The 26,792-nt window shown below is 61.4% G+C and carries 27 protein-coding genes; 12 read left to right on the top strand and 15 right to left on the bottom strand.

Translation table 11 applies throughout. From position 1 onward, the window contains the following. Window positions 1-9: 9 nt before the first annotated feature. The 5 genes from BHU62_RS18320 to BHU62_RS25035 all read right to left on the bottom strand — a co-directional run bounded on the left by BHU62_RS18320 (window position 10) and on the right by BHU62_RS25035 (window position 4,557). Complete coding sequence (locus BHU62_RS18320; protein ID WP_073533337.1) at window positions 10-1,122, bottom strand: ABC transporter ATP-binding protein; 1,113 nt, start codon at window positions 1,120-1,122, stop codon at window positions 10-12. 21 nt (window positions 1,123-1,143) lie between these two features. After that, entirely contained in the window at window positions 1,144-1,962 is an 819-nt protein-coding gene (locus BHU62_RS18325) for a carbohydrate ABC transporter permease (RefSeq protein WP_073533340.1), read from the bottom strand. A gap of 10 nt (window positions 1,963-1,972) precedes the next feature. After that, a complete protein-coding gene (locus BHU62_RS18330; protein WP_073533342.1) occupies window positions 1,973-2,914 on the bottom strand; it encodes a carbohydrate ABC transporter permease in 942 nt (313 codons plus the stop codon). 78 nt (window positions 2,915-2,992) lie between these two features. After that, complete coding sequence (locus BHU62_RS18335; RefSeq protein WP_073533344.1) at window positions 2,993-4,246, bottom strand: ABC transporter substrate-binding protein; 1,254 nt, start codon at window positions 4,244-4,246, stop codon at window positions 2,993-2,995. 74 nt (window positions 4,247-4,320) lie between these two features. Continuing rightward, window positions 4,321-4,557, bottom strand: a complete 237-nt coding sequence (locus BHU62_RS25035) for a hypothetical protein (protein WP_139282297.1) — start codon at window positions 4,555-4,557, stop codon at window positions 4,321-4,323. A 153-nt stretch (window positions 4,558-4,710) separates the two neighbouring features. Here BHU62_RS25035 and BHU62_RS18340 point away from each other — a divergent pair, with 153 nt between their 5' ends. The 4 genes from BHU62_RS18340 to BHU62_RS18355 all read left to right on the top strand — a co-directional run bounded on the left by BHU62_RS18340 (window position 4,711) and on the right by BHU62_RS18355 (window position 9,932). Further along, window positions 4,711-6,381 (top strand): DUF4091 domain-containing protein, encoded by a 1,671-nt coding sequence (locus tag BHU62_RS18340; protein ID WP_073533347.1) that lies wholly within the window; start codon window positions 4,711-4,713, stop codon window positions 6,379-6,381. A gap of 155 nt (window positions 6,382-6,536) precedes the next feature. Then, window positions 6,537-8,258 carry an ornithine lipid synthase OlsF gene (gene olsF / locus BHU62_RS18345; protein ID WP_073533349.1) on the top strand — a complete coding sequence of 574 codons (1,722 nt, stop codon included), beginning with the start codon at window positions 6,537-6,539 and terminating at the stop codon, window positions 8,256-8,258. Window positions 8,259-8,359: 101 nt separating this feature from the next. Next, on the top strand, window positions 8,360-9,142 hold the full coding sequence (locus BHU62_RS18350) for an N-formylglutamate amidohydrolase (protein WP_073533352.1): 783 nt from the start codon (window positions 8,360-8,362) through the stop codon (window positions 9,140-9,142). 76 nt (window positions 9,143-9,218) lie between these two features. Continuing rightward, window positions 9,219-9,932 carry a flagellar brake protein gene (locus BHU62_RS18355; RefSeq protein WP_073533354.1) on the top strand — a complete coding sequence of 238 codons (714 nt, stop codon included), beginning with the start codon at window positions 9,219-9,221 and terminating at the stop codon, window positions 9,930-9,932. A gap of 44 nt (window positions 9,933-9,976) precedes the next feature. Here BHU62_RS18355 and BHU62_RS18360 read toward each other — a convergent pair whose 3' ends face one another. From BHU62_RS18360 to BHU62_RS18370, 3 genes are read right to left on the bottom strand one after another with little or no spacing between them, the layout of a single operon-like run. Beyond that, on the bottom strand, window positions 9,977-10,819 hold the full coding sequence (locus BHU62_RS18360; protein ID WP_073533357.1) for a PfkB family carbohydrate kinase: 843 nt from the start codon (window positions 10,817-10,819) through the stop codon (window positions 9,977-9,979). A 3-nt stretch (window positions 10,820-10,822) separates the two neighbouring features. Beyond that, entirely contained in the window at window positions 10,823-11,539 is a 717-nt protein-coding gene (locus BHU62_RS18365) for a glutamine amidotransferase (RefSeq protein ID WP_073533360.1), read from the bottom strand. Continuing rightward, the gene (locus BHU62_RS18370) at window positions 11,536-11,790 is read right to left on the bottom strand and encodes a hypothetical protein (RefSeq protein WP_073533363.1); all 255 of its coding nucleotides are present in this window, start codon (window positions 11,788-11,790) and stop codon (window positions 11,536-11,538) included. The genes BHU62_RS18365 and BHU62_RS18370 overlap by 4 nt, the downstream gene beginning before the upstream one ends. A gap of 66 nt (window positions 11,791-11,856) precedes the next feature. On the opposite strand from BHU62_RS18370, the gene BHU62_RS18375 reads away from it, so the two are divergent. Then, window positions 11,857-13,161: an aminotransferase class I/II-fold pyridoxal phosphate-dependent enzyme gene (locus BHU62_RS18375; protein ID WP_073533367.1), complete on the top strand. Its 1,305-nt coding sequence runs from the start codon at window positions 11,857-11,859 to the stop codon at window positions 13,159-13,161. Here the strand turns inward: BHU62_RS18375 and BHU62_RS18380 are convergent. Both BHU62_RS18380 and nudI read right to left on the bottom strand, forming a co-directional pair. Continuing rightward, entirely contained in the window at window positions 13,158-14,144 is a 987-nt protein-coding gene (locus tag BHU62_RS18380; protein ID WP_073533369.1) for an LLM class flavin-dependent oxidoreductase, read from the bottom strand. The two genes, BHU62_RS18375 and BHU62_RS18380, sit on opposite strands and share 4 nt — an antisense overlap. A gap of 159 nt (window positions 14,145-14,303) precedes the next feature. Next, on the bottom strand, window positions 14,304-14,729 hold the full coding sequence (gene nudI / locus BHU62_RS18385; protein ID WP_073533372.1) for a nucleoside triphosphatase NudI: 426 nt from the start codon (window positions 14,727-14,729) through the stop codon (window positions 14,304-14,306). A 169-nt stretch (window positions 14,730-14,898) separates the two neighbouring features. On the opposite strand from nudI, the gene BHU62_RS18390 reads away from it, so the two are divergent. Together BHU62_RS18390 and BHU62_RS18395 are read left to right on the top strand one after the other, a co-directional pair. Next, complete coding sequence (locus BHU62_RS18390; protein ID WP_073533373.1) at window positions 14,899-15,486, top strand: hypothetical protein; 588 nt, start codon at window positions 14,899-14,901, stop codon at window positions 15,484-15,486. Window positions 15,487-15,596: 110 nt separating this feature from the next. Further along, window positions 15,597-16,625, top strand: a complete 1,029-nt coding sequence (locus tag BHU62_RS18395; protein ID WP_073533374.1) for a transporter — start codon at window positions 15,597-15,599, stop codon at window positions 16,623-16,625. Here the strand turns inward: BHU62_RS18395 and BHU62_RS18400 are convergent, their stop codons facing one another. The 4 genes from BHU62_RS18400 to BHU62_RS18415 all read right to left on the bottom strand — a co-directional run bounded on the left by BHU62_RS18400 (window position 16,626) and on the right by BHU62_RS18415 (window position 20,679). Then, complete coding sequence (locus BHU62_RS18400) at window positions 16,626-17,159, bottom strand: SRPBCC family protein (protein ID WP_073533375.1); 534 nt, start codon at window positions 17,157-17,159, stop codon at window positions 16,626-16,628. 3 nt (window positions 17,160-17,162) lie between these two features. Next, window positions 17,163-17,510, bottom strand: a complete 348-nt coding sequence (locus BHU62_RS18405; protein ID WP_073533376.1) for an ArsR/SmtB family transcription factor — start codon at window positions 17,508-17,510, stop codon at window positions 17,163-17,165. A 97-nt stretch (window positions 17,511-17,607) separates the two neighbouring features. Next, complete coding sequence (locus tag BHU62_RS18410) at window positions 17,608-18,927, bottom strand: AAA-associated domain-containing protein (RefSeq protein ID WP_073533377.1); 1,320 nt, start codon at window positions 18,925-18,927, stop codon at window positions 17,608-17,610. 12 nt (window positions 18,928-18,939) lie between these two features. After that, a complete protein-coding gene (locus BHU62_RS18415) occupies window positions 18,940-20,679 on the bottom strand; it encodes an ABC transporter permease (RefSeq protein ID WP_073533378.1) in 1,740 nt (579 codons plus the stop codon). Window positions 20,680-20,919: 240 nt separating this feature from the next. On the opposite strand from BHU62_RS18415, the gene BHU62_RS18420 reads away from it, so the two are divergent. Continuing rightward, a complete protein-coding gene (locus BHU62_RS18420) occupies window positions 20,920-22,800 on the top strand; it encodes a potassium transporter Kup (RefSeq protein WP_073533379.1) in 1,881 nt (626 codons plus the stop codon). A gap of 94 nt (window positions 22,801-22,894) precedes the next feature. After that, entirely contained in the window at window positions 22,895-23,197 is a 303-nt protein-coding gene (locus tag BHU62_RS18425; RefSeq protein ID WP_073533389.1) for a cupin domain-containing protein, read from the top strand. Here the strand turns inward: BHU62_RS18425 and BHU62_RS18430 are convergent. Beyond that, entirely contained in the window at window positions 23,194-23,784 is a 591-nt protein-coding gene (locus tag BHU62_RS18430) for a TetR/AcrR family transcriptional regulator (protein ID WP_073533380.1), read from the bottom strand. The two genes, BHU62_RS18425 and BHU62_RS18430, sit on opposite strands and share 4 nt — an antisense overlap. A gap of 140 nt (window positions 23,785-23,924) precedes the next feature. Between BHU62_RS18430 and BHU62_RS18435 the strand changes: the two genes are divergently transcribed. From BHU62_RS18435 to BHU62_RS18445, 3 genes are all read left to right on the top strand, one after another. After that, window positions 23,925-24,980 (top strand): sugar phosphate isomerase/epimerase family protein, encoded by a 1,056-nt coding sequence (locus tag BHU62_RS18435; RefSeq protein ID WP_073533381.1) that lies wholly within the window; start codon window positions 23,925-23,927, stop codon window positions 24,978-24,980. Window positions 24,981-25,005: 25 nt separating this feature from the next. Then, window positions 25,006-25,902 (top strand): alpha/beta fold hydrolase, encoded by an 897-nt coding sequence (locus tag BHU62_RS18440; protein ID WP_073533383.1) that lies wholly within the window; start codon window positions 25,006-25,008, stop codon window positions 25,900-25,902. Then, window positions 25,889-26,792: alpha/beta hydrolase (locus BHU62_RS18445; RefSeq protein WP_073533385.1), on the top strand; the 904-nt coding region annotated here is incomplete at its 3' end. The genes BHU62_RS18440 and BHU62_RS18445, both read left to right, overlap by 14 nt.

Genomic DNA, 26,792 nt, shown 5'->3' on the forward strand with positions numbered 1-26,792 from the left:
CCGCTGTTGTTATTTGAGGTTTTGGCCGCTGAGCTCATCGAACAAATGCGCGCGCGCCAGATCGAATGCCAGATGAAGGCTTTCGCCGAGGCGCGGCTCCCAGTCCGGCAGCGACGCCATGCGCAGCACGAAGCGCAGGCCGGCCAGTTCGCAGTGCAGCAACTCTTCGTTGCCCATGCGTTCGATGGTGACGATCTGCGCCGGGAAACAGTTGGCGCTGCCGGGCGCGCACAGCCGCAGCGCTTCCGGCCGGATGCCGAGGCATACCCGCTCATGCGGGTAGTCCGCCAACTGCCGTTGCAGCGCCGGCGGCAGATCGAGCTGATGCTGCAGGCCGATACGCAGCCGCACCGATGGGCCATCGCGCACGATTGTCAGATCGTGCAGGTTCATCGACGGGCTGCCGATAAACTCGGCGACGAAACGGTTGGCGGGGTGGTGGTACAGGTTGATCGGCTTATCCACCTGCATGATGGCGCCGCGGTTCATCACGCAAATGCGATCGCCCATGGTCATCGCTTCGACCTGATCGTGGGTGACGTACACCATGGTGGCGGCGGCGCCTTCCTGCTTCAGCTGATTGTGCAGTTCGATCAATTGCACGCGCATCGACACCCGCAGCTTGGCGTCGAGGTTGGACAGCGGTTCATCGAACAGGAACACCTTGGGTTTACGCACGATGGCGCGGCCGACCGCCACTCGCTGGCACTGGCCGCCGGAAAGCTGGCCCGGCTTGCGCTGCAGCAGATTGGTGATCTCCAGCTTTTCCGCCGCGTCGCGCACCCGGCGGTCGATTTCGGCTTTGCTCTCTTTACCGATCAGGCCGAACGCCATGTTTTTGTACACCGTCATATGCGGGTACAGCGCATAGTTCTGGAACACCATGGCGATGCCGCGATCCTTCGGCATGCTGTCGTTGACGCAGCGATCGTGGATCAGGATCTGCCCCTCGCTGACGCTCTCCAGCCCGGCTATCATCCGCAGCAGGGTGGACTTGGCGCAGCCGGACGGGCCGACGAACACCATAAATTCCCCGTCTTCAATCTCCAGATCGACGCCGTGCAGCGCATGGAAACCGTTGGGGTACACTTTTTTGACGCTGTTTAACTGAATTCCGGCCATGTCGTTTACCTTGTCTGCGCGTTAGCCTTTCACCCCGGCGCTGGCGATGCCCTGGATGAAATAGCGTTGGAAAATAATGAACAGCATCAGCATCGGGATCACCGCCATCAGCGCCCCGGCCATCAGCAGCGGATACTCCACCCCGGCGCGGCTGGAGAGCGAGGCCAGCCCCACCGGCAACGTCAGCTTCTCGGTGGTGGTGTTGACGATCAGCGGCCACATCAGGTTGTTCCAGCTCCACAGGCCGTTGATGATGATGCAGGCGATAATGCCCGGCCGGATCAGCGGCAACATGATGCGCCAGAAGATGGCGAAGTAGCTGTAGCCGTCGATCAATGCCGCTTCTTCCATCTCCTTCGGCACCGCGAGGAAGAACTGACGCAGCAGGAAGGTGGCGTAAATGCTGAAAATGCCCGGCAGCACCAAACCGGTGATGCTGTTGACCAAGCCCAACTTCTGTACCACCAGAAATTGCGGGATCAGAAACGCCTGGCCGGGCACCATCAGGATCGACACGCACACCAGAAACACCGCGTCGCGGCCGCGAAAATGCAGGCGCGAGAAGCCATAGGCGGCCATGGTGGCGATCGCCATCTGCAAGGTGACGGTGAAGAAGGTCGCCAGCAGCGAGTTGAGATAAAAGCCGGCGAACGGGATTTCGTGCATCACCCGGCCGTAGGCCTGCAGGCTGGGGTGTGCCGGCAGCAGCGTCAGCGGGATCTGAATGCTCTCGGCCTGGGTTTTCAGCGAGGTCACCAGCATCCAGATAAAGGGCACCACCGAGGCCAGCGCCGCCAGCCCCATAAACAGGTACACCAGCGTTTTCTTACTTGCGTTCATGTGCAGCTCCTCAGCTGACTTTCAGGCGCTTGCCGATCGCCATTTGAATCAGGGTGATCACCAGCGTGACGGCGAACAGCACCACGGTGATGGCGGAGGCGTAGCCTTTTTCCTGCAGGTAAAACGCGTACTTGTAGAACAGGTTGGTGACGGTCATCACATCGTTTTCCACCAGCGCGCGGTCGAACATCAGGAACACCACGTCGAAGATTTGCAGGATCTCGATAAAGCTCATTACCGACACGAAGAACAGCGTCGGCACCATCATCGGCAGCGTGATACAGAAGAAGCGGCGCAGGGTGCCGATGCCGTCGAGATCCGCCGCCTCGTACAGCTGGCGCGGAATGCTCTGCAAACCCGCCAGCAAAATGATGATCTTCAACGCCAGCGACGACCAGATGATGATGACTGACACGCTGATGCGCACCACGTCCGGATCGGACAGCCAGGCGACCGGTGCGATGTGCAGTAGCCCCAGCGCCTGGTTGATCAGGCCGAAGTCCTTGTTGAACAGCCATTGCCATACCATCGCCACCGCCGCGGGCATGGTGACCGCCGGCAGGAACAGCAGCGTGCGCAGCAGGCCTTTGCCGCGGATGTTCTGGTTGAGGCCGATCGCCAGCAGCAGCGACAGGCTCAGGCTGATCGGCACGCACACCGCCACGTAGAACAGCGTGTTGGCGGCGGCGGTGTAAAAGTCGTCGTCCTCGAACAGGTTGATGTAGTTATCGAGGCTGACGGTGGTCCAGCGCATGAATTGGTTGAGATCGGTAAAGCTGTAAAAGATGTTCTGCAAAAAGGGGATCAGGTAAAACACCGTCAGCCCGAAAAACAGTGGCAGGATCATCACCCAGCCCCAGAAGCGCTCGGCGCGTTCGAGCCGATTGAGCGTGGGGCGGGCGACGCGCCGGGATTGTTTCAGGGTGACCGTAGCCGTTTCTGCCAGCGACATGTTGCCATTCCTCACCTATCACTTTCAGCGTGGGTCCACCGCGGCGCGCGCTCGGGGCAGCGCGCCGCGGTGGGGCGATTACTGCGCCATAACGCGCTCGATCTTCTTGACCGATTTGTCCATTTCCTGTTTGGCGTCCGCGCCCATAAAGATCTTCTTCAGGCTGGCGATCCACATGTTCTGCCATTTCGGCGTATTGGTGCCGGCGGTGGGGTAAGCCTGGGTTACTTCAAGGGTCTGGATGTAAGGCGTCACATCGACTTTTTGGATCTGCTGCGCCCACACTTTGGCCGCCGTTTTGTTGGCCGGGATCACCACCTTGGCCAGCTCCGCCTGCGAGGCTTCGCTGCTCATAAAGGCGATATATTTCCAGGCGGCCTGCTTGTGGGCGCTTTTCGCCGACATGGCGAAGGCCAGGCTGTGCGCCACGCCGGACTGGCGTTCGATCTTCGGCATCATCACCACACCGATGTGGTCATTGATCAGCGGGTTATTGGCGAACGGTGCCGCCAGCCAGGAACCGGCATAGACCATCGCGGCGCGGTTGGACTGGAAGATGTTCTCGGTTTTGACTTCGCTCATCTGCTGGGCGCTTGGCATCAGGCCGTCTTTCATCATGCCCTGCAGCTGCTGGTAGACCCAGATGGATTTGTCGTTGGCGATATCGGTGGGCTGGCCGTCTTTCGGCACGATGTGATTGCCGTTTTGGAACAGCAGGTTCATATAGCTGTCCTGGCCGTCGATACTGAGATCCATCACCAGCGGGAAGGCGGCGCCTTTCAGCCCGCTTTTCAGGGCGGCGGCTTTGCTCTTCAGATCGTTCCAGGTCCAGTCGCTGGTGGGATAGCTGACGCCGGCCTGATCGAACAGTTGCTTGTTGTACCACACGGCGATCGAATCGACGTCGCGTGGAATGGCCATCTGTTGGCCGTCGTACTGGTAGGCTTTTACCGAGCTGGCGACCACGTCGTCCAACTTAAGGCCGCTGTCCTTAATATAGGGAGCCAGCGGCTCCATAATGCCGTTTTTGGCGTACTGCACAAAATAAGGCATATTGATCCAGAATATATCCGGCGCCACGCCGCCGGCAGCGGCGGAATCCAATTTAACGAAATATTGCGCCGAGGGGGTTAATTCTATTTCTATTTTTATGTCAGGATTGGCCTGTTCAAATCGTTTGGCGATCTCCTGTTCGGCAGGTAATTGGTTTCTGTCCCAAACGGCATAACGCAATGTTATTTTATCTGCGGCATGTAGCAGGGTGGGTAATAATAATGCGCTGGCAAGAATGGAGTGCGCCAGCAGGCGGCCGGTATTTTTTATCGGTGACATTGCTTTCCCCTCGGTGAGCGACGAATAACGTTTTTCGCAACGTAAATTCTTTCTATCCCTTAACTTTCAGTGTGTCAATACACCCCCAAACGCCCAAAAATGGGGCGGAAATGTTTCATTGTTGTTAAAATCGAAAGGCTTTTGCGGCCAAGCGAAAGGTGGTGTTGTTCACATTGCGTTAACTTTTTGGCGGGTTTCTCCCCGGCGGCGCAGCAGTTAGCGGCCTTCGCAGGCATAGGAATAACTGATAACCCTTGCACCATAATGGGGATTAAAAACATTTTTATTGTGCAAGCGTCAGCTTCTTTCATTTTTGTGATGCAAATAAACAAAAAAATGGGTTGCGGTTGTCAGAAGAGGGCATCAGAACGATTTTTATTACCGGCTATTGTTTGTGGCGACAAAAGGCGCTAGCCTGAATTTCACGCCGTTTATTCATTAAAAAATAAAGAGGGCTGAACATTATGCGCCTGTCCCTGGTATTTACCCATTGCCTGGAGAAAGTATTTCATCACCACAGCGTGCCACCCATTTCCGTGGAGAATCGGCTGAGTGGATTGAATAATGAAGTGCTTTCCTGGCAGGCAGTGTATTGTTTGCAAACGCCGGGCAACGAGACCCGCCATGAGCTGTGTTATCAACTGGAAGGGGCGCTGGCGGATTATATCAGCGTGCGCCAGGTGCAATCGGTGCCGAGTCAGTTTCCCTGTTATCGCGAGACCGACGAGAATTACCTGACGACCGCACCGGGGTTATTTCCCGATCCGCTGATGCCGTTGCCGCAACGGCGTTTTTTCGCCGCCTGCCGCTATTATGGCAGCCTGTGGTTGACCCTGACGCCGCCGGCAGATGCGAAACTGGCCGGCGACTATCCGTTGACCCTGCGGCTGCTGGATGCCCAGAGTGGCGAGGCGCTGGCCGAAACCACGCTGACGCTGCATCTGCTGCCGGCGGCGTTGCCGCCGCAAACGCTGTTGCACACCGAGTGGCTGCACACCGACTGCCTGGCGGATTACTACCGTCTGGCGGTGTTCAGCCCCGATTACTGGCGCGCGGTGCGCAACTTTGTGCGCTGTGCGGTCAATAACGGTGTCAATATGCTGCTGACGCCGCTGTTCACGCCGCCGCTGGATACTGCCGTCGGCGGCGAACGCACCACGGTGCAGCTGGTGGGGGTGGCGCGTTCGGCGCAGGAGTATCGCTTCGATTTCAGCCGCCTGGCGCAGTGGGTGGCGCTGGCGCAGGAAGAGGGCATCGAACACTTCGAAATTGCGCCGCTGTTTACCCAATGGGGCGCGGCGCATGCGCCGAAGATCGTGGTGGAAGAGCAAGGCGAGACGCAGCCGTTGTTCGGCTGGCATACCGATGCGCAGGGCGAAGCGTATCAGCGCTTCCTGCAGGCACTGCTGCCGGCGTTGACCGCCTGGTTCCGCGAGCGGGGGTTGGAACGACAGGTGTGGTTCCATATTTCCGACGAACCGACGCTGGACAACCTGGCTGCCTACCAGCGCGCCAGCGCCGCGCTGCGGCCGCTGCTCGACGGTTTTCGCACTTTCGACGCGCTGTCGGATTTCGCGTTTTATCAGCAGGGCCTGGTGGAAACCCCAGTGGCGGCGACTGACCATATCGAACCCTTTATCGAACACCGGGTGCCTGGCCTGTGGGCCTATTATTGCTGCGTGCAGAAAACCGAGGTTGCCAACCGCTTCTTCGCCCAGCCTTCGGCACGCAACCGCATATTGGGTGTGCAGCTGTATCTGTACCGCATCGCCGGTTTCCTGCACTGGGGATTCAACTTCTATAACAGCGCCCATTCGCGCGAACGTATCAATCCATTCGCCGTGACCGACAGCGGCCATGCGTTCCCCTCCGGCGATCCGTTCGTGGTCTATCCCGGCGAGGATCTGCAGCCGGTGGAGTCGCTGCGCCTGCGGGTGCTGCACCAGGGGTTGCAGGACATGCGTGCGCTGCAGCTGCTGGAGAGTTTGAGCGACAGGCCGACGGTAGAGGCGTTGATCGAACGCGAATTGGGCATGCACATCACCTTCAAGCGCTACCCGCACCAGGCGGGGCCGCTGCTGCGCTTGCGCGAAGCGGTGAACCGGCGCATCGAAGCGCTGTTGGCGGCGGTTTGAAGGCAAATGGGGGAGAAAACGCGCCTTTCGCCCCCCAAATCACCATAATTTGCTATACCTGATAGTCGAGGGATTCACTTTATTGTCATGCAACTGACACGTCAGAGTCATGGCTCTGGCTTAAGTTTGCAGCGACTACGTCAGGAGATAACGCGATGTTCAGCCTGGATTCTCTGTTGCAAGATGCATTTCCACACCGCAATACCCCTGCCTGGCAGCGCAGCCTGCTAAGAACCCTTCTCTTCGAAAAAGAATTCAAACAGTTTGCCGCCGACTATCCCCATCTGAAAGGGCTCGATCTGATCGAACAGGTGGTGGACTACTTCAACCTCAGCTGCGAGCTGGTGGACGGCGATCTGGAAAACATCCCCAGCCAGGGGCCGGTGGTGTTGGTGGCCAACCACCCGATCGGCTCGCTCGACGGTCTGGTGTTGCTGCGCGCCGTCGCGGCAGTGCGCCCGGATGTGAAAGTGGTGGCCAACCAGCTACTGACTTACATTGAGCCGCTGCGCAGCCTGTTTGTGCCGGTGGATAACGTCGCTTATAAAACCAGCCGCAAACAGATTGAAGGCATGCAGCAGCAGTTGGACAATCAGGGCGCGTTGATCCTGTTCCCGGCCGGCGAAGTGTCGCGCATGAGCCCGAAAGGCATCCGCGACGGCCATTGGCATACCGGTTTTCTGCGCCTGGCGGCCAAGGCGCGGGCACCGATCGTGCCGATCCACATCAGCGCGCGCAACAGCAACCTGTTCTACTTTACGTCGCTGGTCTACCGCCCATTGTCGACGCTGCTGCTGGTGCGCGAAATGTTCCAGCAGCGGGGTGGGCGCATCAAGATCCGTATCGGTGGCCGCGTGCCGTTCGCCAACTGGCACGACGGCCACACCAGCGCCAAGGATTTGGCGGAACGTTTTCGCCGCCACGTCTATCGTTTGGGCCAGGGCAAACCCGGGCTGTTCGCCAGCGAGTCGCCGATCGCGCTGCCGGAAGATCGCCTGGAGTTGAAAAAGGCGCTGGCGAACTGCGAACGGCTGGGGGTGACGCCGGACGGCAAAACCATCTATCTGTATCGCCGCCGTGACGAAGCGCGCACGCCGATCCTGCGCGAACTGGGCCGACTGCGCGAGATCGCCTTCCGCGCGGTGGGAGAAGGCTCCGGCCGCCGTCGCGATCTGGACAGCTACGACGACGATTACTACCACCTGGTGCTGTGGGATGAGGAAGAGCTGGAGATCGTCGGCGCTTATCGTTTCATCCCCACCGCCGAACAAATCGAGCGTAAGGGGCTGGAAAGCATCTACAGCAACAGCCTGTTCCATTACGATCGCGATATGCAGCCGATCCTGGCGCAGGGCATCGAACTGGGGCGCAGTTTCATTCAGCCGGCCTATTGGGGCAAACGCGGGCTGGACTACCTGTGGCTGGGCATTGGCGCCTACCTGTCGAAATACCCGCAGTACCGCTATCTGTTCGGTCCGGTGTCGATCTCCGGCGGTATGCCGCTGGCGGCGCGCGATCTGCTGATCGCCTTCTATCGGCTCTATTTCTCGCCGGATCACGCCTTCGCGCAGTCGCGCCGGCCTTATCCGGCGTCGTTGCCGCAGGTGCTGGCGCAGTTTGCCGGGGATAACTATCAGGAAGATCTGGTGCGGCTGAAAAGCCTGCTCAGCAACATCGGCTGTTCTATCCCGACGCTGTACAAACAGTACACCGAACTGTGCGAGCCGGGCGGGGTGCAGTTTATCGACTTCGGTACCGATCCGGCGTTCAACAACTGCATCGACGGGCTGGTGCTGGTGGATACCACGCGGCTCAAGCCGTCGCGTTATCAGCGTTACATCGCGGTACATCAGCCGCAGGAAGCCGAGACGGCATGATCGGCGTCTGACTCATGCCTTTTTGATCTAAGCACGACCTTGGGGCCGGCGACGGGAAAGCGCTACGATAAACGTTTTGCTTTCCACCGCCGGAGCCTTTCATGCCGCACTCCTTTATCCCGTCGTTATTGTCCGCCGATGAACCGCCCGCCGTCGCCGTTGAAACCCCGCACGGCAATGCGCCGTTTGTGCTGCTGTGCGATCACGCCGGCAAGGCGATCCCGCAATCCCTCGGCGATCTCGGTTTGCCGCCGGGGGAACTCGAACGTCACATCGGCTGGGACATCGGCGCGCTGAACGTCTCCCGTCACCTGAGCCGCCAACTGGACGCCACCCTGATCCATCAGCGTTATTCACGGCTGGTGATCGACTGCAACCGGGCGCCCGGCATCGCCAGCTCGATCCCGCAGTTGTCCGAACTGACACCGATCCCCGGCAATATCGGCATCGACGCCGAACACGCGCTGGCGCGTGAGCGCGAGGTGTTTCTGCCGTACCACCAGACCATTGACGATCACCTGGGGCAACGCCAGCAGCGTGAACTGCCGACGGCGGTGATCGCCATGCACAGCTTCACGCCAGTGTTCAAGGGGGAGTCGCGCCCCTGGCAGGTGGGGCTGCTGTTCAACCGGTACCCGGAATTCGCGCATTTGCTGGCCGAGCTGCTGCGCGAAGAGGGGGATTTGCAGGTGGGCGTCAACGAACCTTATGCGATGACGGACGCTACCGACTACACGCTGCCGGTGCATGCGGAACGGCGCGGTTTGCCTTATGTCGGCATCGAAATTCGTCAGGATCTGATCGCCGACGAACGCGGACAACAGGCGTGGGCGAAACGTTTCGCACGCCTGTTGCCACAGGCCTGGCAACGCTGGCAAATTTGACTTTAGGAATATTCCCAGAGATGATAACCGTAAGGAATTCGTAAGACGTCATTATAAAAAAAGTCAGGAGAGACGTGTGGAGCACAGCGATAACGGACTGTTTATCAAACGGGAGCGTTTTGAAGTTCTGGCGATTCTGCGTGAAATTTGCAAACAACGCACGCCGCTGCGCGTAGAAAATCAGCAGCACCGGTTTCAAAGTCTGTTATTGAGCGTCGGGCCGGACAATATCGTGTTTAGCGGTGAGGAAGCGGAAAACGCCATCGATGGTGCCTGCACCATCGTGATTGAAAGCAACGACGCCAAGATCGAGTTTTCCGTCGGGCAAGCGGAACTCACCGAGCATCAGGGGCTACAGGCCTGTTCAACCCGGCTGCCGCAGGAGTTGGTCTATATCCAGCGCCGCCGCCAATTCCGCATCACCACGCCGCACTGGCGTCAATTCTTCTGCACCGGCGAATATCCGGACGGCACGCCCTACGAGCTGCGTATCCACGATCTCTCCGCCGGCGGCGTCGGTTTGCGCTTCGACGGGCCGTTGCCGGATTTCTTCCAACCGGGTTTGCAGTTCAAAAAAGCGGAGCTGGATCTGGGCAGCTACGGCAGTTTCAAGGTCAACATGGAGCTGGTGGTGGTCAACGCCGATCAGGAAACCGACGATAACGAACAGCTGGTGCACTTCTCGCGCCTGTCGTGCCGCTTCCTCAAGCTGGGGCTGGCGATGGAGCGCAAAATTCAGAGCGCGGTGTTTGCCTTCGAGCTGGATTTCAACAAGAAGAAAAAACGCTGATCTGGAGCAGGGGCAGTGCACTGCCCCCTGACTCACGCATGGTCTTACGCTTTTAACGCCCGCAGACTGCCGATCTCTTCCCAACCGAAATGCGCCGCTTCGGCCAGCACGTCGCACACTTCGCCGCCGGCAGCGACCACCGCCACCTCGAGCGCGGCGCCATGCAGCAGATGGCTGACCAGCAGCGCGGTGAACAGATCGCCGGTGCCTTTGACCGCCGATTTGACCTTCGGATGGGTAAAGCACTGCGTTTCACGTTGGTTGACCAGCATCAATCCCACTTCGTCTTCATGTTGCGCCACGCCCGGCGCGCTGGTGACCAACACCCATTCAGTGGTGTCGTTCAATAGCGCCTGCGCGGCGTGTTGCGTCTGCTCCCGGCTGGTCAGGCGCCGGCCACACAGCTGTTCCAGCTCGAAACCGTTCGGCGTCAGGCCGTTGGCTAGCCGCAGGAACGGTGAACGGTAACAGTTGACGATGCGTTCATCCACGTAGATCCCTTCACCGTAGTCGCCCATCACCGGATCGATATAGATCTTGATCTGCGGATTGAGGGCGCGCACCCGCTGCAGCCAGTTGGCCAGGATATGGCACTGCATCACGTCGCCTAAATAACCGACGATCACCGCCCGGGTGCGCTTCATCACGCCGCGGGCGATCAGGTCGTCGAGAAAGCCACCGAACCACTCGCCGGTGATGACGCCGCCGTGTGGCGCGCCGTAATAGGGCGGACAGCCGAACAGCACGCTGGGCACCTGCAGCGCCTCCAGCCCCTTTTTCAGCAGGGCGCGGTAGGCGATGCCGTTGCCGACGCTGCCGTAGACCACCTGAGATTGAATGCTGATCACGTCGATTGACGGTGAACGCAATGGTGAAGCCTGTTGCATGAGTTACATCCTTGGTTCGTTATTATCCAACCAGCGAGCGAACACCTGCCGCGCGCGTTGTTCCAACCGTGCACCGTGGCGCGCTGCCTGTTCGCGCAGGCTCTGGGGCGCGATGCCGGCCAGTTCCAGCTCACAGGCATGGCCAATCAGCCAGCGTTCGAGATCGCGATGATCGGCCTCCAAATGGAACTGCAGGCCGAGCGCGAAGCCCTGATAGTCGAAGGCCTGATGCGGGCAAACCGCCGTGCCGGCCAGGCAGCGGGCGCCGTCCGGGATCATGAACATATCGCCGTGCCAGTGCAGCACCGGCGTGTCGGTCAGCGGCGCCAACACCGAGTCGTCTTCCGCCGCCGGCGCCGTCAGCGGGGCGAAGCCGATCTCCTTCACGCCGAGCGAGATCACTTCAGCGCCCAGCGCTTGGGCGATGACCTGCGCCCCGAGGCAGACGCCGAGAGTGGGTTGCCGTTGCGCCAGGCGCTGTTTGACCAGCGCCAATTCATGGTCGAGAAAATCGTAGCGCAGCGCGCCGGAAAAGTGCTGGGCGGCGCTGATCGGCCCGCCGAGCACCACCAACAGGTCAGTCTCATCATTATTGATAGCACGAATATCATCGCGGCCGGCATCGTAATATTCGATCTGATAGCCGCGCAGCGACAGCAGGGAGCCGAGGATGCCCAGGTTTTCAAAATTGACGTGCCGAATGGCGACTGCTTTTTTCATTGTTGTACCTCGTTAGCGTGGGTGAAGGGCGTCAGCGTCAGCGACTCCCCCAGGACATTGATGCCCTGCGCGCCGCTCTGATAGACGATGCGGCGTTCGCTGACCTGGCTGAGCTGTAGCTGATAACCCTGCGCGGCCGGGAACAGCGCGCACGCCTGCTCCAGCTGGTCGGCCGCCCAGGGCGTGAACATCTGCAGGCGGGCGAAGGCTTTTCCTGCATACTGAATGTCGAGCACGTAATGTTTATCCATGGAACCCCTTACTTTTGGCCGCAGAAGCTGTTAATCTTGTTTGAACTAGTACAAAAGGATTTATGTATGACTTCATTGTATGCAAAAGGCAGCGGCGCTGTCCAGATTGCCGAGCAGATCGCTGCACGCATTAAAGACGGTGCGCTGAGGCCGGGCGACCTGTTGCCGCCGGTGCGCCAGCTGGCGGCGGAGTTGGAGGTCAATCCGAATACCGTCGCCAGCGCTTACGCCAGATTGCGCGACGCCGGTTTGGTCGCGACGCGCGGGCGGGCGGGGACGGTGGTGCTGGAACCGCCACTGGCGGCGGTGAGTGCGGCCTATACGCCGCGTCAGGTGCCGACGGGAATGTGCGATCTGGCCAGCGGCAACCTGGACGCCGCGCTGTTGCCTGCCCTGGTGCTCGGTGTGGCGGAGACATTTGCGCAGCAAAACGGTTATGACATCAGCGGCGATCTTCCGGCGCTGACCGGCCTGGGGCGTGAATGGCTCGGTCGGCAGGGTGTCGCCCTGGGGGAGCCGGCGGTGTTTTCCGGCGCGCTGGACGCGATGGAAAAGGCGCTGCGCTGCCATGCGCAGCCGGGGGCGGCGGTGTGGGTGGAAGACCCTTGCTGGCCGCCGCTATTGACGCTGCTGCGCCATCTGCGCCTGCGGCCGCTGCCGTTGGCGGTGGATGAACAGGGCTGCCGCTTGCCGGAAAGCGGGGCGGCCAGTGCGGTGATCCTGACGCCGCGCGCCCACAACCCGACCGGCGCCTCGTTCTCTGCGCAACGCGCGCAGCAGTGGCGGCGTTTTCTGAGCGACAATCCGCAGTGTCTGGCGATCGTCGATGACTTCTGGGGGCCGTTGTCGCAACGGCCGCTGCATTTGCCGTTCGACGGCGATCGGGGTCTGTACGTGCTGTCGCTGAGCAAGTTTCTCAGCCCGGACCTGCGCATCGCGCTGGCCTGCGGCAGCCCGGCGTTGCTGCAGGCGATGCGCGCCGATCAGTACATCAGCGAACGCTGGGTCAGTCATATCTTGCAACAGATCGCCGCCAGACTGTGGGGACAGGCGTTGCAGGAGGGGCAATTGCAGCGGGCGCAGCAGACGTATCAAGCCCGTCGGGATGAGCTGGTGCAGCGGCTCAACGCACTGAATCACGCGGCGCTGGCGGCGGGCGAAGGGCTGCACCTGTGGTTGCCGGTGCGGTCGGAAACCGCCGCCGCGCAGCTGATGGCGCAGCGGGGGTGGCTGGTGCAGGGCGGCGAACCCTTCCGCCTGAAGTGTGGCCCGGCGATCCGCGTCAGCCTGGCCAACGTTATGCCGCCGCAGCTGGCTTCGCTGGCGCAGGATCTGTCCGAAGCCATGCGGGCGGAGGCGGCGATCAACTAAGCCGGCGTCAGGCTCCTCTCCGCCAACAGTTGCAGAGAGGCGAAACGGGCGTTCGGTTCGCCGATCGGCGTGTCGATGATGAACTCATCCACGCCGTACTGCTGTTGCAGCCGCGCCAGTTGCTGGTGAACCTGCTGTGCGGTGCCGAGCAGGATATGGCTTTCTCGCGGCTCGATGCGGTAATCGACGGCGCCGGCCTGCTGCACGAAACTCTCCGCCTGCGCCAGGCTGCCGACGGTTACGCTCTGCTCTCCGGCAACGTGTACGCGGTATTGCCGAATGTCCGCCGCCAGCGTCGCAGCCTGTTCCTCGCTTGGCGCCACGATCGCCGCTACCGCGAGCAACCCCTTGCGGCCGCCGCTGTGCGCGGCGTAGTACTCCAGCGCCGCCCGGATATCTTGCGGATTGCCGTTCAGATGCGCGGCGAACACGAAGGCCCAGCCGGATTCGGCCGCCAGCGCCGCGCTTTCTTTGCTGGCGCCGAGCAGAAAGCGCTGGGCGGCATGTGGCGGCAGCGGTGTGGCGCTCAGGCCCGGCTCGGCGTCATCGTTTAGATAGGCGGTCAGCTGCGACAGTTGCTGAGGGAAGGCCGGTTTACGTTGCCGGTCATGGGCAGCCTGCAACGCCTGGGTGGCGAGCGGCAGCCCGCCGGGCGCTTTGCCCACCCCGAGATCGACGCGCCCCGGCGCCAGCGCCGCCAGCAGGTTGAAGTTTTCGGCCACTTTATAGGCGCTGTAGTGCTGCAGCATCACGCCGCCGGAGCCGATGCGGATGCGCGACGTCTGGCCGAGCAGGTAGCCGATCAGCACTTCCGGCGATGGGCAGGCGAGCTGCGGCGTGTTGTGGTGTTCCGCCAGCCAAAAACGACGATACCCCCAGCGTTCCGCCTGTTGCGCCAGGCGCAGCGTGCGCGCCAGCGCCTGCGCGGCGCTTTCCCCGTCGGCGATCGGACTCTTCTCCAATATGCTCAAGGCATAAGCCATTTTCCCGCTCCTTTCATCATCAGATAGGCCTGACAAATACCATGCGGGCGGCGCGCGCCTTAATACTGATTGGCGATAGGATATTCCATTGATCTAAAACGGATTTGCATATGCACAGAGCGGTAAAGCGTTGCGATTTACCCCTTGCGGCCCACGCGGTTACAACAATCCGCGTTGCCGCAGGGTGAAGCGGGTGGCCTCGTTCAAGTCGTAGTCCGCCAGGCGCTCGCGCGGCACCCAGGCGTAGTCGTCGAACTCATCGTTGATCGTCACATCGCGGTTGGCGGCGTGGCAGTCGAAGATCAGGTAAATCATATAGATGGGTTCCTGGCTGCCGTCGGCGTAGGTTTTGACGCGCACGTCGTCGCGGAAGGTCCAGGGGGTGATGCTGTCGAGGATCAGCGCGCTGCCCAGCTCTTCGCGCACTTCACGCCGCAGCGCCTGTTCTATCTGTTCACCCGGCTCAACGCCGCCGCCGGACAGCGCCCACTGGCCGGGGAATACCCCCTTGTGAGCGGCCATCTTGCACAGCAGGAAGGCGTTATCGTTTTCAATCAGCGGGCAAACAATGATGCGTTGACGCATGGAAGACTCCTGTCAAAAAACAAACCCGCAGGGTAGCAGATCTGGTGGCGCAGTACAGGAAGCCGGATCGCGTTCTGCGCGATGGCAAACACTTTTTGTTCCGCAGTGCGTAACACCTTGATAAAGGAGTAATCTATCGGGGCTGCACATTCACTTAAGAGGGAACTTTATGAATTACCAGGTGGTGCCGTTTTGGTTTTACTCCGGCAAGGTTATGCTGGCAGTACTGGCCGCGATCGGGTTAGGGCTGTGCGGCGTCAACGCCGCGATTTTTTACTGCCTGCTGCTCGGGGGGGGTTGGCCGGTCACCGTCTCGATGCGGTTGCATCAGCTGGCGGAAAAGGGCGTGGCGATGAACCCCAAACAGGCTTCGCGCTGGATGGTCTATGTGCAGGGCATTCCGGTGCAGGAAACCCGCCAGGTATTAACCAATCCCTGTTTTGCGTTGGAAAGTCAGATGCGAACCTTTTTTCTGCGCGCTTTCGCCGGTAAAACCGTGTTGCAGACGGCGCTGTTGTTGCTGTTGATCGTCCAGTTGGCGGCGGCGGTCAACCTGTGGATCGCGGCGGCCGGCGCGTTGTTTGGCGCCTGGTTGGTTTATAAAACCGTCGACAGCATCCGCGCGCTGCGCGCGGTGGCCCGGCAAGACTGGGTAAGCGAACGGCGGGTGACCGCGCATGACACGCTTTGGCATCGGGCGGCGTTTAACGGCAGAAAAGGGCCGGTGGCGGCGCTGGATCGCCTGTTGGCATTGTGACGTAAATATTAATCTTCGGGAAAGGTGAAAATAATTAACGCCGGCAAATAAAGATTGCTATAACAGCGGGGACAGTCTTGGGTTAACGGCGGTAAGCGGGAAAAAGCGTTATGGCGCAGATGTTAGCGGAAAAGATGCACAAGCTTGATTTTGATGATGAAGTGACCGGGCTGATCTACGGCTATGCCTTTCGCTCCGGCGAGCCGCCGGCGCGTTTGAACTCGCAACAGGTCTGCCAGGCCTATCAGGCGCTGCCGCCCGGCGACGGTTTTATCTGGCTGCACCTCAACCTCACCCACGCGACAGCGGAGAAGTGGCTGAAAAACCATTTCGCCATTTCCGATTTTTTCTTTCACGAAATTCGCCACGGTTCCCACACCACGCGCATTGAGCGCCAGGGCGACGACCTGTTCGCCGTGCTCAACGACGTGATCTTCCACCCCGAGGACAACAACCCGGAAACGGCGACGCTGTGGCTGTATTGCTGCCGCGGGTTGGTGGTCAGCGTGCGTCACAAACCGGTGCGGCTGATCGAACGGCTGCTCGGCCGCCTGACGGCGCTGCAGCTGGCGTCGTCCACCGAACTGCTGGCGCATTTGCTGGAAGAACAGGAGGACGTGTTGGAGCAGGTGGTGCGGCAGGCCAACCAGTATGTCGATACCATCGAGGATCGCTTGCTGAGCAGCCGCGTTAAACGCAACCGCGCCGAGTTGGGGCGTATGCGCCGCATGCTGTTGCGCTTCCAGCGCCTGTTGGCACCGGAACCGGCGGCGTTGTTTCGCCTGTTGAATCGACCGCCGTCCTGGCTGAGCCGCGAGGTGGTGCAGGATCTGCGGCAGTTTACCGAAGAGTTCACCGTGGTGCTGAACGATCTCGCCAGCCTGACCGAACGCATTCGGCTGCTGCAGGAAGAGCTGGGCGCCAAGTTGATGGAGCAGAATAACCGCACGCTCTACACCCTGACGGTGATCACCGTACTGGCGTTGCCGATCAATATCGTCGCCGGTTTCTTCGGGATGAACGTCGGGGGGATCCCGCTGGCCAGCAATCACCACGGTTTTATTCTGCTGGTGTTGCTGGTCGGCGGTTTTACGCTGATCGCCGGTTATCTGGCATTCAGGCGCAGGGACGAAACCTGATCACAGACGGGCGCGGTACTCTTCTTCCAGCCGGGCGTGGGTGCTCCAGAATGGGCGCGGCGCGCGATCGTGCAGGCGATCCAGCAGGATATCCAGATGGGTATGCCAGCCGCCGGCGACGCTGAGCATCTCGTCGCGGTTGGCCAGACGCCGGTGGGTCACCGTCAGCAACACCGCATTGCCCTGTTCCGTCAGTTCGAAGGTTACCTCGGAAGGGCGCCCTTGATCCTGTTCCGCCCAGGTAAAGCTCAGCAGCCGCGGCGGAAACAGACAGGTGATGTGGCCGCGGTTGCTGACGCAGCCGCCGTGCTGTTTATACTTGGCCGGCGGCTGTTCATGCTCGCCCGCCAAATCGGAATTGCGAAACTCCAGCTCCAGCGGTGCGCCGTTTTCCAACGTCATGGTGCCGGCCGCCAGCCAGGTGGCGCGTTTGTCTGAGTCGGTCAGGTAAGTCCACACCCGTTCGATAGGGCCGGGCAGCAGCCGCTGGATGCGCAGCGTGCCGGGTTCGATAATGATGCCGTAATCATTCATGGTTCACTCCTTGGGAGGATGCTGTTCGGCCTGCCGCAGCGCCTGTTCGAGCGCGTCCAGCCGTTCAGTCCAGAAATGTTCATAGGTTTGCAGCCATTGCATGGCCTGCGCCATAGGCTCGGGTTCGAGCCGGCAGATATGGTTTCTTCCCTGCACGGTTCGTTGCACCAGGCCCGCATGTTCCAGTGCTTTCACGTGCTTGGAGGCGCCGGCGAATGACATTTGCAACGGCGCGGCCAGTTCGCCGATACTGCGTTCGCCGGCGGCCAGCGCGCGCAACATCGAGCGGCGGGTCGGGTCGGCCAGCGCATGAAAAATGGCGTCCAGCTGAGAGGAAGATAATTCAACCATATGGTTGAATATAGAACAGGCAGGCTAATATTCAACCGTTTTGTTGAATATTTTTTGTTCCCCGGCGTGAACGCCCGCCGGCGGCGGGCTCAGCGGGTTAGAACTCGACGTCTTCCAGGCTGAAGAACGCCGTTTGGTCATTATAGGAAAAGATCTCGCCGTAGCGGCCCCAGTTGATGACCGTATCCAGCGTCTCTTTGGCGGCGCTGTCGGACAGCGAGTCTTCCAGTTCTTGTTCGAAGCGCACGCGCGGGGCGCGGTGGCCCGGCCGTTCATCCAGCACGTTCTTTATCAGCGCGGCCAGCGGCACATAGCGCAGCAGATGCTCCGCGAACAGCACCTTGCGCGCCTGAACGTCGCCGTCGGCGAAGGCGCGCGCCGGTGGGGTCAGGAAGATGTCGCCTTCGCGCACCTCGGCGAAGCCCAGCGAGTGCAGCACTTCGGCGATGGGGAACAGTTCATCCACCTCCAGATGCAGCGAAAGGGCGATCTCCGGCATGTCGGCGCGGCCGAAATAGGGCGCGGCGGCCAGCGTTTCGATCAGGCCGGCAATCAGGTTGGTGGAAACATGTGGCAGCCGCGTGCCGAGTTTCAGCTCTTTTTTGACGTTGCCGTCGCTCGGTCGGGCGGTCATCTTGGCGTACACATCGTCCACCAGCCGGCGGAACTGCGGATCCAGCCGGTTGCGTGGGTGGCTGAACGGCACCTTGATTTCGGCGATCACCCGGCCGGGGTTGGACGAGAGCAGCAGAATACGATCGCACATGAATACCGCTTCCTCGATGTTGTGCGTGACGATCAGCACCGATTTGATCGGCATTCGCCCTTCGGTCCACAGATCCAGCAGGTCGGTGCGCAGTGTTTCGGCGGTCAAGACGTCCAGCGCCGAGAACGGCTCATCCATCAACAGCAGCGTCGGATCCACCACCAGCGCGCGCGCAAAGCCCACGCGTTGACGCATACCGCCGGAGAGTTCGCGCGGGTAGGCGTTTTCGAAACCGTCCAGGCCGATCAGGTCGATGGCCGCCAGCGCCCGCTCGCGCCGTTCGGCGGGGGCGACGCCCAGCGCCTCCAGGCCGGCTTCCACGTTTTGCAGCACCGTTAGCCAGGGGAACAGGGCGAAGGTTTGAAACACCATGGCGACGCCTTTGGCCGGGCCGCTCAGCGGCTGCCCCAAATAATTCACCGTGCCGGCGGTAGGGGTGACCAGGCCGGCGATGATACGCAGCAGCGTCGATTTGCCCGAGCCGGAGCGGCCCAATAACCCGACGATTTCGCCCGCCCGCAACGACAGATTGACCCCGTCGAGGATCAGCAGTTCGCCGTGCGCCTTGTCATAGCCGTGGCTGACCGCGTTGACCGCTAAAATGGCCTCGCCGGGCGAGTGGGTCAGCGGTGTTGGGTGAAGATCTGACATCTGAACGGTTCCTTAATCGATGCGGAAACGGGATTCGGCGTAGGCGTAAAGCGGGCGCCACAGCAGGCGGTTGAACAGCGTGACGAACAACGACATCACGGCGATGCCGAGAATGATCTTGGGGAAGTCGCCGGCGGTGGTGGTTTCGGCGATGTAGGCGCCCAGCCCGTGTGCCTTCACCTGGGTGCTGCCCCACTGAACGAATTCCGCCACGATGCTGGCGTTCCAGGCCCCGCCCGAAGCGGTGATGGCGCCGGTGATGTAATAGGGGAAGATGCCCGGCAGCATCACCTGGCGCCACCATTGCCAGCCGCGAATGTGAAAATTGGCGGCGGCCTCGCGGTAGTCGTTGGGCAGCGCGCTGGCGCCCGCCACCACGTTGAACAGAATGTACCACTGGGTGCCCAACACGATCAGCGGCGACAGCCAGATATCGGGGTTGAGCTGGAAATGCACGATGGTGATAACGAACACCGGGAACAGCAGGTTCGCCGGAAACGCGGCCAGGAACTGGGCGATCGGCTGGATTCTCCCGGCCAACGCCGGGCGCAGGCCGATCAGCACGCCGAGCGGCACCCAGATCAATGACGACAGGGCGATCAGCACCGCCACGCGCAGCAGCGTGATCAGCCCCAGAACCATCACATGGCCCACTTCATCAAGCGTAACCCCGGTTTGCACATAGAGAACAACGCGCCAGGCGATCGCCAGCGTCAGCAGAACCACGATGACGTTCCAGCACCTATCGATAATGCGCGATCGCCGTTGCCGTTGGGCGGTATTGCCGCGCCGCAGCGGCCGGGCGGGCAAGCTCAGTTTCAGGCGCGCAGTTTTGGCCAGCAGCGCGCCCAGCGGCGTCAGCAGCAGGTGGATCAGGCGCGTGCGGCGCATCAGGTTCAACAGCCAGGACGTCGGGGCGCTCGCCGAGCGGGTGGTTTCCATGCGGAATTTGTCCGCCCACGCCACCAGCGGCCGGAACAGCAGCTGATCGTAGGCCAGGATCACCACCGTCATGGTGAGCAGCACCCAGCCGACCGCGTGCAGATCCTTGCTGAGGATCGCCTGCGCAAGATAGGCGCCGATGCCTGGCAGCGTAAAGGTGTTGTTGCCGACGGTGATCGCTTCCGACGCCACGATAAAGAACCAGCCGCCGGACATCGACATCATCATGTTCCAGATCAACCCCGGCATGGCGAACGGCGCATCCAACTTCCAGAAGCGCTGCCACGGGCTGAGGTGGAAACCGCGCGCCACCTCTTGCAGATCGCGCGGCACGGTGCGCAGCGACTGGTAGAAGCTGAAGGTCATATTCCACGCCTGGCTGGTGAAGATGGCGAACATGGCCGCCAGCTCGACGCCCAACACCCGGCCGGGGAACAGGGCGATGAAAAAGGTGACGGTGAAGGAGATGTAGCCGAGCACCGGCACCGACTGCAAGATATCGAGGATTGGCACCAGCACCTTCTCGGCGCGCCGGCTTTTGGCCGCCAGGGTGCCATACACCAGGGAGAACGCCAGCGCGGCCACCATCGCCACCAGCATGCGCAGCGTGGTGCGCAAGGCGTACTCCGGCAGGTTGACGGGATCGAGCGACACTGCCTGCGTTTTCAGCGTCACTATTGGCTGCAGGGTTTGGTGCAGGCCGATGGCCATCATGGCGATCAGCCCGATGATTAGCGGGAAGGCGATGACGTCCCAGCCGTTGGGCAACAGGCGCCGGGCGGAAACATGGGTGTTAAGCCTGACGTTCATTTCACTTCTCCAACGACGCGCGCAAACAAGAAAGTGACAGCAGCATAAGGACTATAGACTATCTTGCGACGGCGTTTCTAAACCGTGGCTCACCGGCGACGGGTTTTGTGCCGCAAACGCGCGATACTGTAACCTGTGGAGATGACGGTTAGGTTATGCTTACCGGGACCGAACCGGTGGCGCGACGGCAATAAAGTGACAATAATTCCTACTCTCAGTGCAACGCTAAGGAGCGAGCAGATGTCAGTCGGCAATGATATGGAAACCTCGAACAAGACGGGCCTGGCGCCGTTGGCCTTGGGCGCATTGGGCGTGGTGTTCGGCGATATCGGCACCAGCCCGTTGTACACCCTGAAAACCGTGCTGTTTCTCTCCGGCGACGCCCCTTCGGCGCCGGTGATCCTCGGCCTGCTGTCGCTGATTTTTTGGACATTGGTGATCGTCACGTCGCTGAAATACGCCATGTTTGCCATGCGTATCGACAACCGCGGCGAGGGGGGCATCATGGCGCTGATGTCGTTGCTGGTGAGCAAAACGAAAAGTCGGCCGCTGGTGCTGTTCGCCGGTTTGTTCGGCGCGGCGTTGATCTACGGCGACGGCGCCATCACGCCGGCCATCTCGGTGCTTTCGGCGTTGGAGGGGCTGAACATCGTACTGCCGGCCTCGCAGCCCTATATTTTGCCGGCGGCGGTGGTGATCTTACTCAGCCTGTTCGCCATTCAGCCGCTGGGCACCGCGCGTATCGGCCGGGTCTTCGGGCCGATCATGGCGCTGTGGTTCCTGTCGATCGCCGCCCTCGGCGTGTGGGGCATTATTCAACATCCGGCGGTGCTGCTGGCGTTGAACCCGCTGTACGGGATTCATTTCCTGTTCTCCAACGGGTTGACCAGTTTTCTGGTGTTGGGCGGGGTGTTTCTGTGCGTTACCGGCGCCGAGGCGCTGTATGCCGATATGGGCCACTTCGGCAAAAAACCGATCTGGCTGGCCTGGTTCGGCATCGTGTTTCCCAGTCTGTTGCTCAACTACGCCGGGCAGGCCGCGCTGATCCTGAGCGGCGCCGACGTCACGCAAAACATCTTCTTCCGCCTGTGCCCGCCGGCGTTGCTGATACCGTTGGTGATCCTGGCGACGCTGGCGACGATTATCGCCAGCCAGGCGATCATCAGCGGCGCTTTTTCCATGACCCGGCAGGCGATCCAGCTGGGGTGGCTGCCGCGGTTGCGGGTCAAGCAAACCACCGAGGAGAGCTATGGGCAGATCTACATCGGCGGCATCAACTGGCTGCTGATGGTGGTGACGCTGTTCCTGACGGTGTTCTTCAAGTCGTCGGACAATCTGGCCGCCGCCTACGGCATTGCCGTCTCGCTGACCATGATCATGACCACCGGTTTGCTGTTCGTGGCGATGCGTGAGGTCTGGCGCTGGGGGCTGGCCGCCAGCCTGTTGGTGGCGGGGGGCTTCTTTGTGGTCGATCTCAGCTTCCTGACGGCCAACCTGACCAAGGTACTGCAAGGCGGTTACATGCCGCTGCTGCTTGCCGCCGCGGTCTATACCGTCATGCTGATCTGGCATCGCGGGGTGTTGGCGGCCGCGCGCACCCTCGGCGAGACCATGGTGCCGATAGAGGATTTCCTGGCGAAAATCAGCCGTGAATCCGTGCCGCGCGTGCCGGGCACCGCGGTGTTCCTCACCCGCAGCCTGCAGGGCACGCCGCCGGTGATGAAATGGCACGTCAAGCGCAACGGTTCGCTGCACGCCAACGTGCTGGCGCTGACCATCGCCATCGTCAATGAGCCGCGGGTGCTGAACGCCGATCGGTTAGTAATGCGCGAACTGGCGCCGGGCTTTTGGTGCGGCGTAGCCAGTTACGGCTTTATGGAGCGGCCGAATATCCCGCAGCTCTTGCAGCACGCCGAAGCGCAGAAATGCGGTCTGAACTTCGACGAGGCGACCTACTATCTCGGCCACGAAACCGTGGTGCGGCGCGAGGCGGGCGATCGGCTGCCGGTGTGGCAGCGTAATCTGTTCGCGTTGATGGTGCGTAACGGCATGCACGTCACGGATTATTATTATCTGCCCAGCGACCAGGTGGTGGAGATCAGCCGACGGGTACAGGTGTAGGCCTGACGGGCATAAGCTACAACCGAGGGATCTTTTTGCGTTGAGCGCGATCGGTGTAGAGTGCCGCTGCGCTCGAGAAAAATAGGGGATGCCGATGCTGTTCGATTTAAACCTGCAGGCCGCCGAATTGCCCGAGGCCTGGCGTTCTACCGTGCTGGGCCGCGTCGGTGTGGCCAATATCAAAGTGATGCGTATGGATGAACGCAGCATTGCGGATGAAGTGCATGATTACAGCGAAGGGTTGCTGGTGATCAGCGGCCAGCTGCGGCTGCTGGTGGCGGGGGAAGCGATTGTGGTGCAGGCCGGCCAGCTGTATCAGGCTGCCGCCGGCGTGCCGCACCGCGTGTTGCCGGGCAGCGAGGGCACGCTGGTGATTTTCGATCTGCCGGAAGATTAAGCGCCGTCCAGGGCGGTGAGCGCCACGTTTACCGCCGCCAAGAGTCGTGCTTCCGTGACGCCGTCACGCGCCTGAATCGACAGGCCGTGCAGGAAGACGGCGAAAAAGTCCCCCAGGCTGTCGGCGTCGGTGTCGGCCGGCAGTTCGCCGGTGCGCACCGCCTGCCGCAGCCGTTCAACGATCTGCTGCGTGCGCTGCAGCCGATGTTGCGCCAGCCAGACTTTGAGCCCGTCATTTTCCGCGCTGACGCTGGCGGCGGAGGAGACCACCATACAGCCCTGCGGCAGATCCGGCCGGCTATAGAGCCGCACGGCGTCTTCCAGCAGGCGCCTGATCGCCGGGCGAATGCCGCTTTCCTCCCCGAAGGCGCGATCGGCGAAGCCGCCTTCTGCGCTTTCGTAACTGGCGATCGCCTCGCGGAACAGTTGCTCTTTGGAGCCGAACGCCTTGTAGATGCGCGCGGAAGCAATGCCCAATTCAGCCACCAGATCTGACATCGAGGTCCCTTCGTAACCCTGCCGCCAGAATAAGTTGCGCGCTTTCAATAGCGCCTGTTCGCGATCAAACTCGCGCGGTCTGCCTGCCATTCGCTGCTCCAATTTGCCTGTCATTCAGCGACATAGGATCGCTCAAATCGACGGGAATACCAATGTCTTTATAAATTTCGCTTGCGGTCGCCGCATTTTGCTCCTATTGTTTGTCAATCGACAACCAATAGGAGTTTACGATGAAAACCCTCAAAGGTCCAAGCTTGCATCTTGCACAGTTCAGCGATGACGCGGCGCCGTTCAACAGCCTGCCCGCCATCGCCGAATGGGCGGCGGCGACCGGCTTTACCGCATTGCAGATCCCGGCCTGGTATCGGCGTTTATTCGACGTGGCTACCGCCGCGGAAAGCCAAACTTACTGTGATGACCTGACCGGCATGTTGGCGGAGCATGGGTTGGTGGTCAGCGAGTTGACCAGCCATATCTTCGGCCAACTGATGGCGGTGCACCCGGCTTACGATGCGCTGTTTGACAGCTTCGCGCCGCCGGCGCAGCAGGGCAATCCGCAGGCGCGGGGCGAGTGGGCGCGGCAGCAAATGCTGTTGGCGGTGAAGGCGTCGGCGCGGCTCGGGCTCAGCGAACTGGGCACCTTTTCCGGTTCGCTGGCCTGGCCCTATCTGTTCCCGTTCCCGCAACGCCCGGAAGGATTGATCGACACCGCGTTCGACGAGCTGGCCAAACGCTGGCTGCCGGTGCTTAACGCCTGCGACGAGCAGGGCATCAACCTGTGTTACGAGATTCATCCGAGTGAGGATCTGCACGACGGCGTGACGTTCGAGAGGTTTCTTGAGCGCGTCGGCCATCACCCGCGCTGCCGGGTGCTGTTCGATCCGAGCCATATGGTGCTGCAGCAGCTCAACTATCTGGAGTTTATCGATATCTATAAAGAGGTTATCGGCATGTTCCACGTCAAGGACGCCGAGTTTAATCCGACCGGGCGCCAGGGCATTTACGGCGGTTATCAATCCTGGGTCGATCGCGCCGGCCGCTTCCGCTCGCTGGGCGATGGCCAGGTCGATTTCAACGGCATCTTTTCGCGGCTGACGCAGTACGGCTATTCGGGCTGGGCGGCGCTGGAGTGGGAATGCTGCCTGAAAAACCCGCAGGACGGTGCGCGTGAAGGTGCAGCCTTCATTCGCGATCGCATTATCCGCGTCACCGACAAAGTGTTCGACGACTTCGCCGGCGCACCGATCAACCCACAGCAGATCAATGCGTTGCTCGGCATTCGCTGAGCCCAACCCTTCAGGGAGTCACCCCATGCAATACCTACAGAACGAGATCCCGTTGGCGGATCTCGCGGCGGAACACGTCTATATCCAGGTCAACGGCCGGCGCCTTCACTGCGTGGTGGCCGGTGAAGGGCGGCCGGTGCTGCTGATCCCCGGCTGGCCGCAAACCTGGTACACCTGGCGCCATGTGATGCAGGCGCTGGCGGCGGCCGGTTTTCGGGCGATTGCGGTCGATCCGCCGGGCATCGGCGATTCCGACAAGCCCGTCGGCGGCTACGACACCGGCAGCATTGGTGCGACGTTGCACGCGATGATGGCGCAGCTGGGCCATCATCGCTACCAGCTGGTTGGCCACGATATCGGCATGTGGATCGGTTACGCCATGGCGAGCGATTTCCCGCAGGCGGTGGAGCGTCTGGTGCTGACAGAGGCGGTGATCCCCGGCCTGGCACCGCCGCCGCCGATTTTCGTCGCGCCGGAGGAGAACATCTTCCTGTGGCATTTCATGTTCAACCAGTTGGCGGATTTGCCGGAGACCCTGACCCAGGGGCGTGAGCGGGAGTATCTTGGCTATATCTTCAACCGCTGGTCCTATCGGCGCGATCGGGTGGCGGCGGAGGTGTATATCGCCGCCTATTCGGCGCCGGGTGGCCTGCGCGCCGGCTTCGACTATTACCGGGCGATCCCGGAGACCGTTCGCCAGAATAGGCTGCGCGCCGCCACGCCCTTGACGATGCCGGTGTTGACGGTGGGCGCGGAACACGCCACCGGCGACGCGCCGCTGACGACGCTGCGAGGCAATGCGCACGATCTGCGGGGCGAAACGGTCGCCGGCTGCGGCCATTTCATTACCGAGGAGTGTCATGAGGCGTTTATCGCACTGATTACACCGTTCCTGGCAGGAGAACAGCATGCCGCTCGATGAACGCATCGCCGCCTTTTTGACGGCATCGGCCGCTACGCCGCCGCCCGCTACGCCGCCGCCCGCTTCGCTGGCGGAAATGCGGGCGGCCACGGAAGCCGGTTTACGCCAGCTGCAGGGGGAGGCGGAACTGAGCGGCGGCGTCAGGGATTGTACGGTGGTCGCCGCCGATGGACACCGGATTGCGCTGCGCGCCTATCACCCTGCGGGGGAAAACCGCGCGACCGCGCAGCCGGCGATGCTGTTCGCCCACGGCGGCGGTTGGTGCCTCGGCTCGCTGGCGCTGTACGACCGGCCCTGTCAGGCGTTGGCCAACGCCACCGGCCGGGTGATCCTGTCGGTCGATTACCGGCTGGCGCCGGAATACCCGTTTCCGCAGCCGCTGGAAGATGTCTATCAGGCGCTGTGCTGGGTGGCGCAACAGGCGCCGCAGTTGGGGATCGATGTGAAGCGCCTGGCGGTGGGTGGCGACAGCGCCGGGGGCAATCTGGCAGCGGCGGTCGCGCTGCTGGCGCGGGATCGCGGCGGCCCGCACATCGAGCGCCAGCTGTTGCTGTACCCGGCGCTCAGCCGTGAGATGACGACGACCAGCTATCGCGAGTTTGCCGAGGGATATTTTCTGACGCGCGACGCGATGGTGTTTTGTTGGCAGCAGTATCTGGCCCAGCGGCGCGATCCCGGCGCCGAACCACTGCATGCCGCCACGCTGCACGGGTTGCCGCCGGCCACCATCCTGAGCTGCGAATATGATCCGCTGCGCGATGAGGCCGAGCAGTATGCGCAGCGGCTGCGCGAGGCGGTGCGCTGTGAACGGTTGCCGGGCATGGTGCATGCCTGCATTCACATGCTGGGGCTGACCCCGGCGGCGCGGCGGCTGTTCGAACTGGCTCGCG

Origin of the sequence: Serratia marcescens (genome assembly GCF_001902635.1) — a bacterium.
GTDB classification, from domain to species: domain Bacteria; phylum Pseudomonadota; class Gammaproteobacteria; order Enterobacterales; family Enterobacteriaceae; genus Serratia; species Serratia marcescens_F.

Coding starts and splice junctions, on each gene's coding strand:
- BHU62_RS18320 (WP_073533337.1), bottom strand. CDS start 1,122: ATGGCCGGAATTCAGTTAAACAGCGTCAAAAAAGTGTACCCCAACGGT.
- BHU62_RS18325 (WP_073533340.1), bottom strand. CDS start 1,962: ATGAACGCAAGTAAGAAAACGCTGGTGTACCTGTTTATGGGGCTGGCG.
- BHU62_RS18330 (WP_073533342.1), bottom strand. CDS start 2,914: ATGTCGCTGGCAGAAACGGCTACGGTCACCCTGAAACAATCCCGGCGC.
- BHU62_RS18335 (WP_073533344.1), bottom strand. CDS start 4,246: ATGTCACCGATAAAAAATACCGGCCGCCTGCTGGCGCACTCCATTCTT.
- BHU62_RS25035 (WP_139282297.1), bottom strand. CDS start 4,557: ATGAAAGAAGCTGACGCTTGCACAATAAAAATGTTTTTAATCCCCATT.
- BHU62_RS18340 (WP_073533347.1), top strand. CDS start 4,711: ATGCGCCTGTCCCTGGTATTTACCCATTGCCTGGAGAAAGTATTTCAT.
- olsF (WP_073533349.1), top strand. CDS start 6,537: ATGTTCAGCCTGGATTCTCTGTTGCAAGATGCATTTCCACACCGCAAT.
- BHU62_RS18350 (WP_073533352.1), top strand. CDS start 8,360: ATGCCGCACTCCTTTATCCCGTCGTTATTGTCCGCCGATGAACCGCCC.
- BHU62_RS18360 (WP_073533357.1), bottom strand. CDS start 10,819: ATGCAACAGGCTTCACCATTGCGTTCACCGTCAATCGACGTGATCAGC.
- BHU62_RS18365 (WP_073533360.1), bottom strand. CDS start 11,539: ATGAAAAAAGCAGTCGCCATTCGGCACGTCAATTTTGAAAACCTGGGC.
- BHU62_RS18370 (WP_073533363.1), bottom strand. CDS start 11,790: ATGGATAAACATTACGTGCTCGACATTCAGTATGCAGGAAAAGCCTTC.
- BHU62_RS18375 (WP_073533367.1), top strand. CDS start 11,857: ATGACTTCATTGTATGCAAAAGGCAGCGGCGCTGTCCAGATTGCCGAG.
- BHU62_RS18380 (WP_073533369.1), bottom strand. CDS start 14,144: ATGGCTTATGCCTTGAGCATATTGGAGAAGAGTCCGATCGCCGACGGG.
- nudI (WP_073533372.1), bottom strand. CDS start 14,729: ATGCGTCAACGCATCATTGTTTGCCCGCTGATTGAAAACGATAACGCC.
- BHU62_RS18390 (WP_073533373.1), top strand. CDS start 14,899: ATGAATTACCAGGTGGTGCCGTTTTGGTTTTACTCCGGCAAGGTTATG.
- BHU62_RS18395 (WP_073533374.1), top strand. CDS start 15,597: ATGGCGCAGATGTTAGCGGAAAAGATGCACAAGCTTGATTTTGATGAT.
- BHU62_RS18400 (WP_073533375.1), bottom strand. CDS start 17,159: ATGAATGATTACGGCATCATTATCGAACCCGGCACGCTGCGCATCCAG.
- BHU62_RS18405 (WP_073533376.1), bottom strand. CDS start 17,510: ATGGTTGAATTATCTTCCTCTCAGCTGGACGCCATTTTTCATGCGCTG.
- BHU62_RS18410 (WP_073533377.1), bottom strand. CDS start 18,927: ATGTCAGATCTTCACCCAACACCGCTGACCCACTCGCCCGGCGAGGCC.
- BHU62_RS18415 (WP_073533378.1), bottom strand. CDS start 20,679: ATGAACGTCAGGCTTAACACCCATGTTTCCGCCCGGCGCCTGTTGCCC.
- BHU62_RS18420 (WP_073533379.1), top strand. CDS start 20,920: ATGTCAGTCGGCAATGATATGGAAACCTCGAACAAGACGGGCCTGGCG.
- BHU62_RS18425 (WP_073533389.1), top strand. CDS start 22,895: ATGCTGTTCGATTTAAACCTGCAGGCCGCCGAATTGCCCGAGGCCTGG.
- BHU62_RS18430 (WP_073533380.1), bottom strand. CDS start 23,784: ATGGCAGGCAGACCGCGCGAGTTTGATCGCGAACAGGCGCTATTGAAA.
- BHU62_RS18435 (WP_073533381.1), top strand. CDS start 23,925: ATGAAAACCCTCAAAGGTCCAAGCTTGCATCTTGCACAGTTCAGCGAT.
- BHU62_RS18440 (WP_073533383.1), top strand. CDS start 25,006: ATGCAATACCTACAGAACGAGATCCCGTTGGCGGATCTCGCGGCGGAA.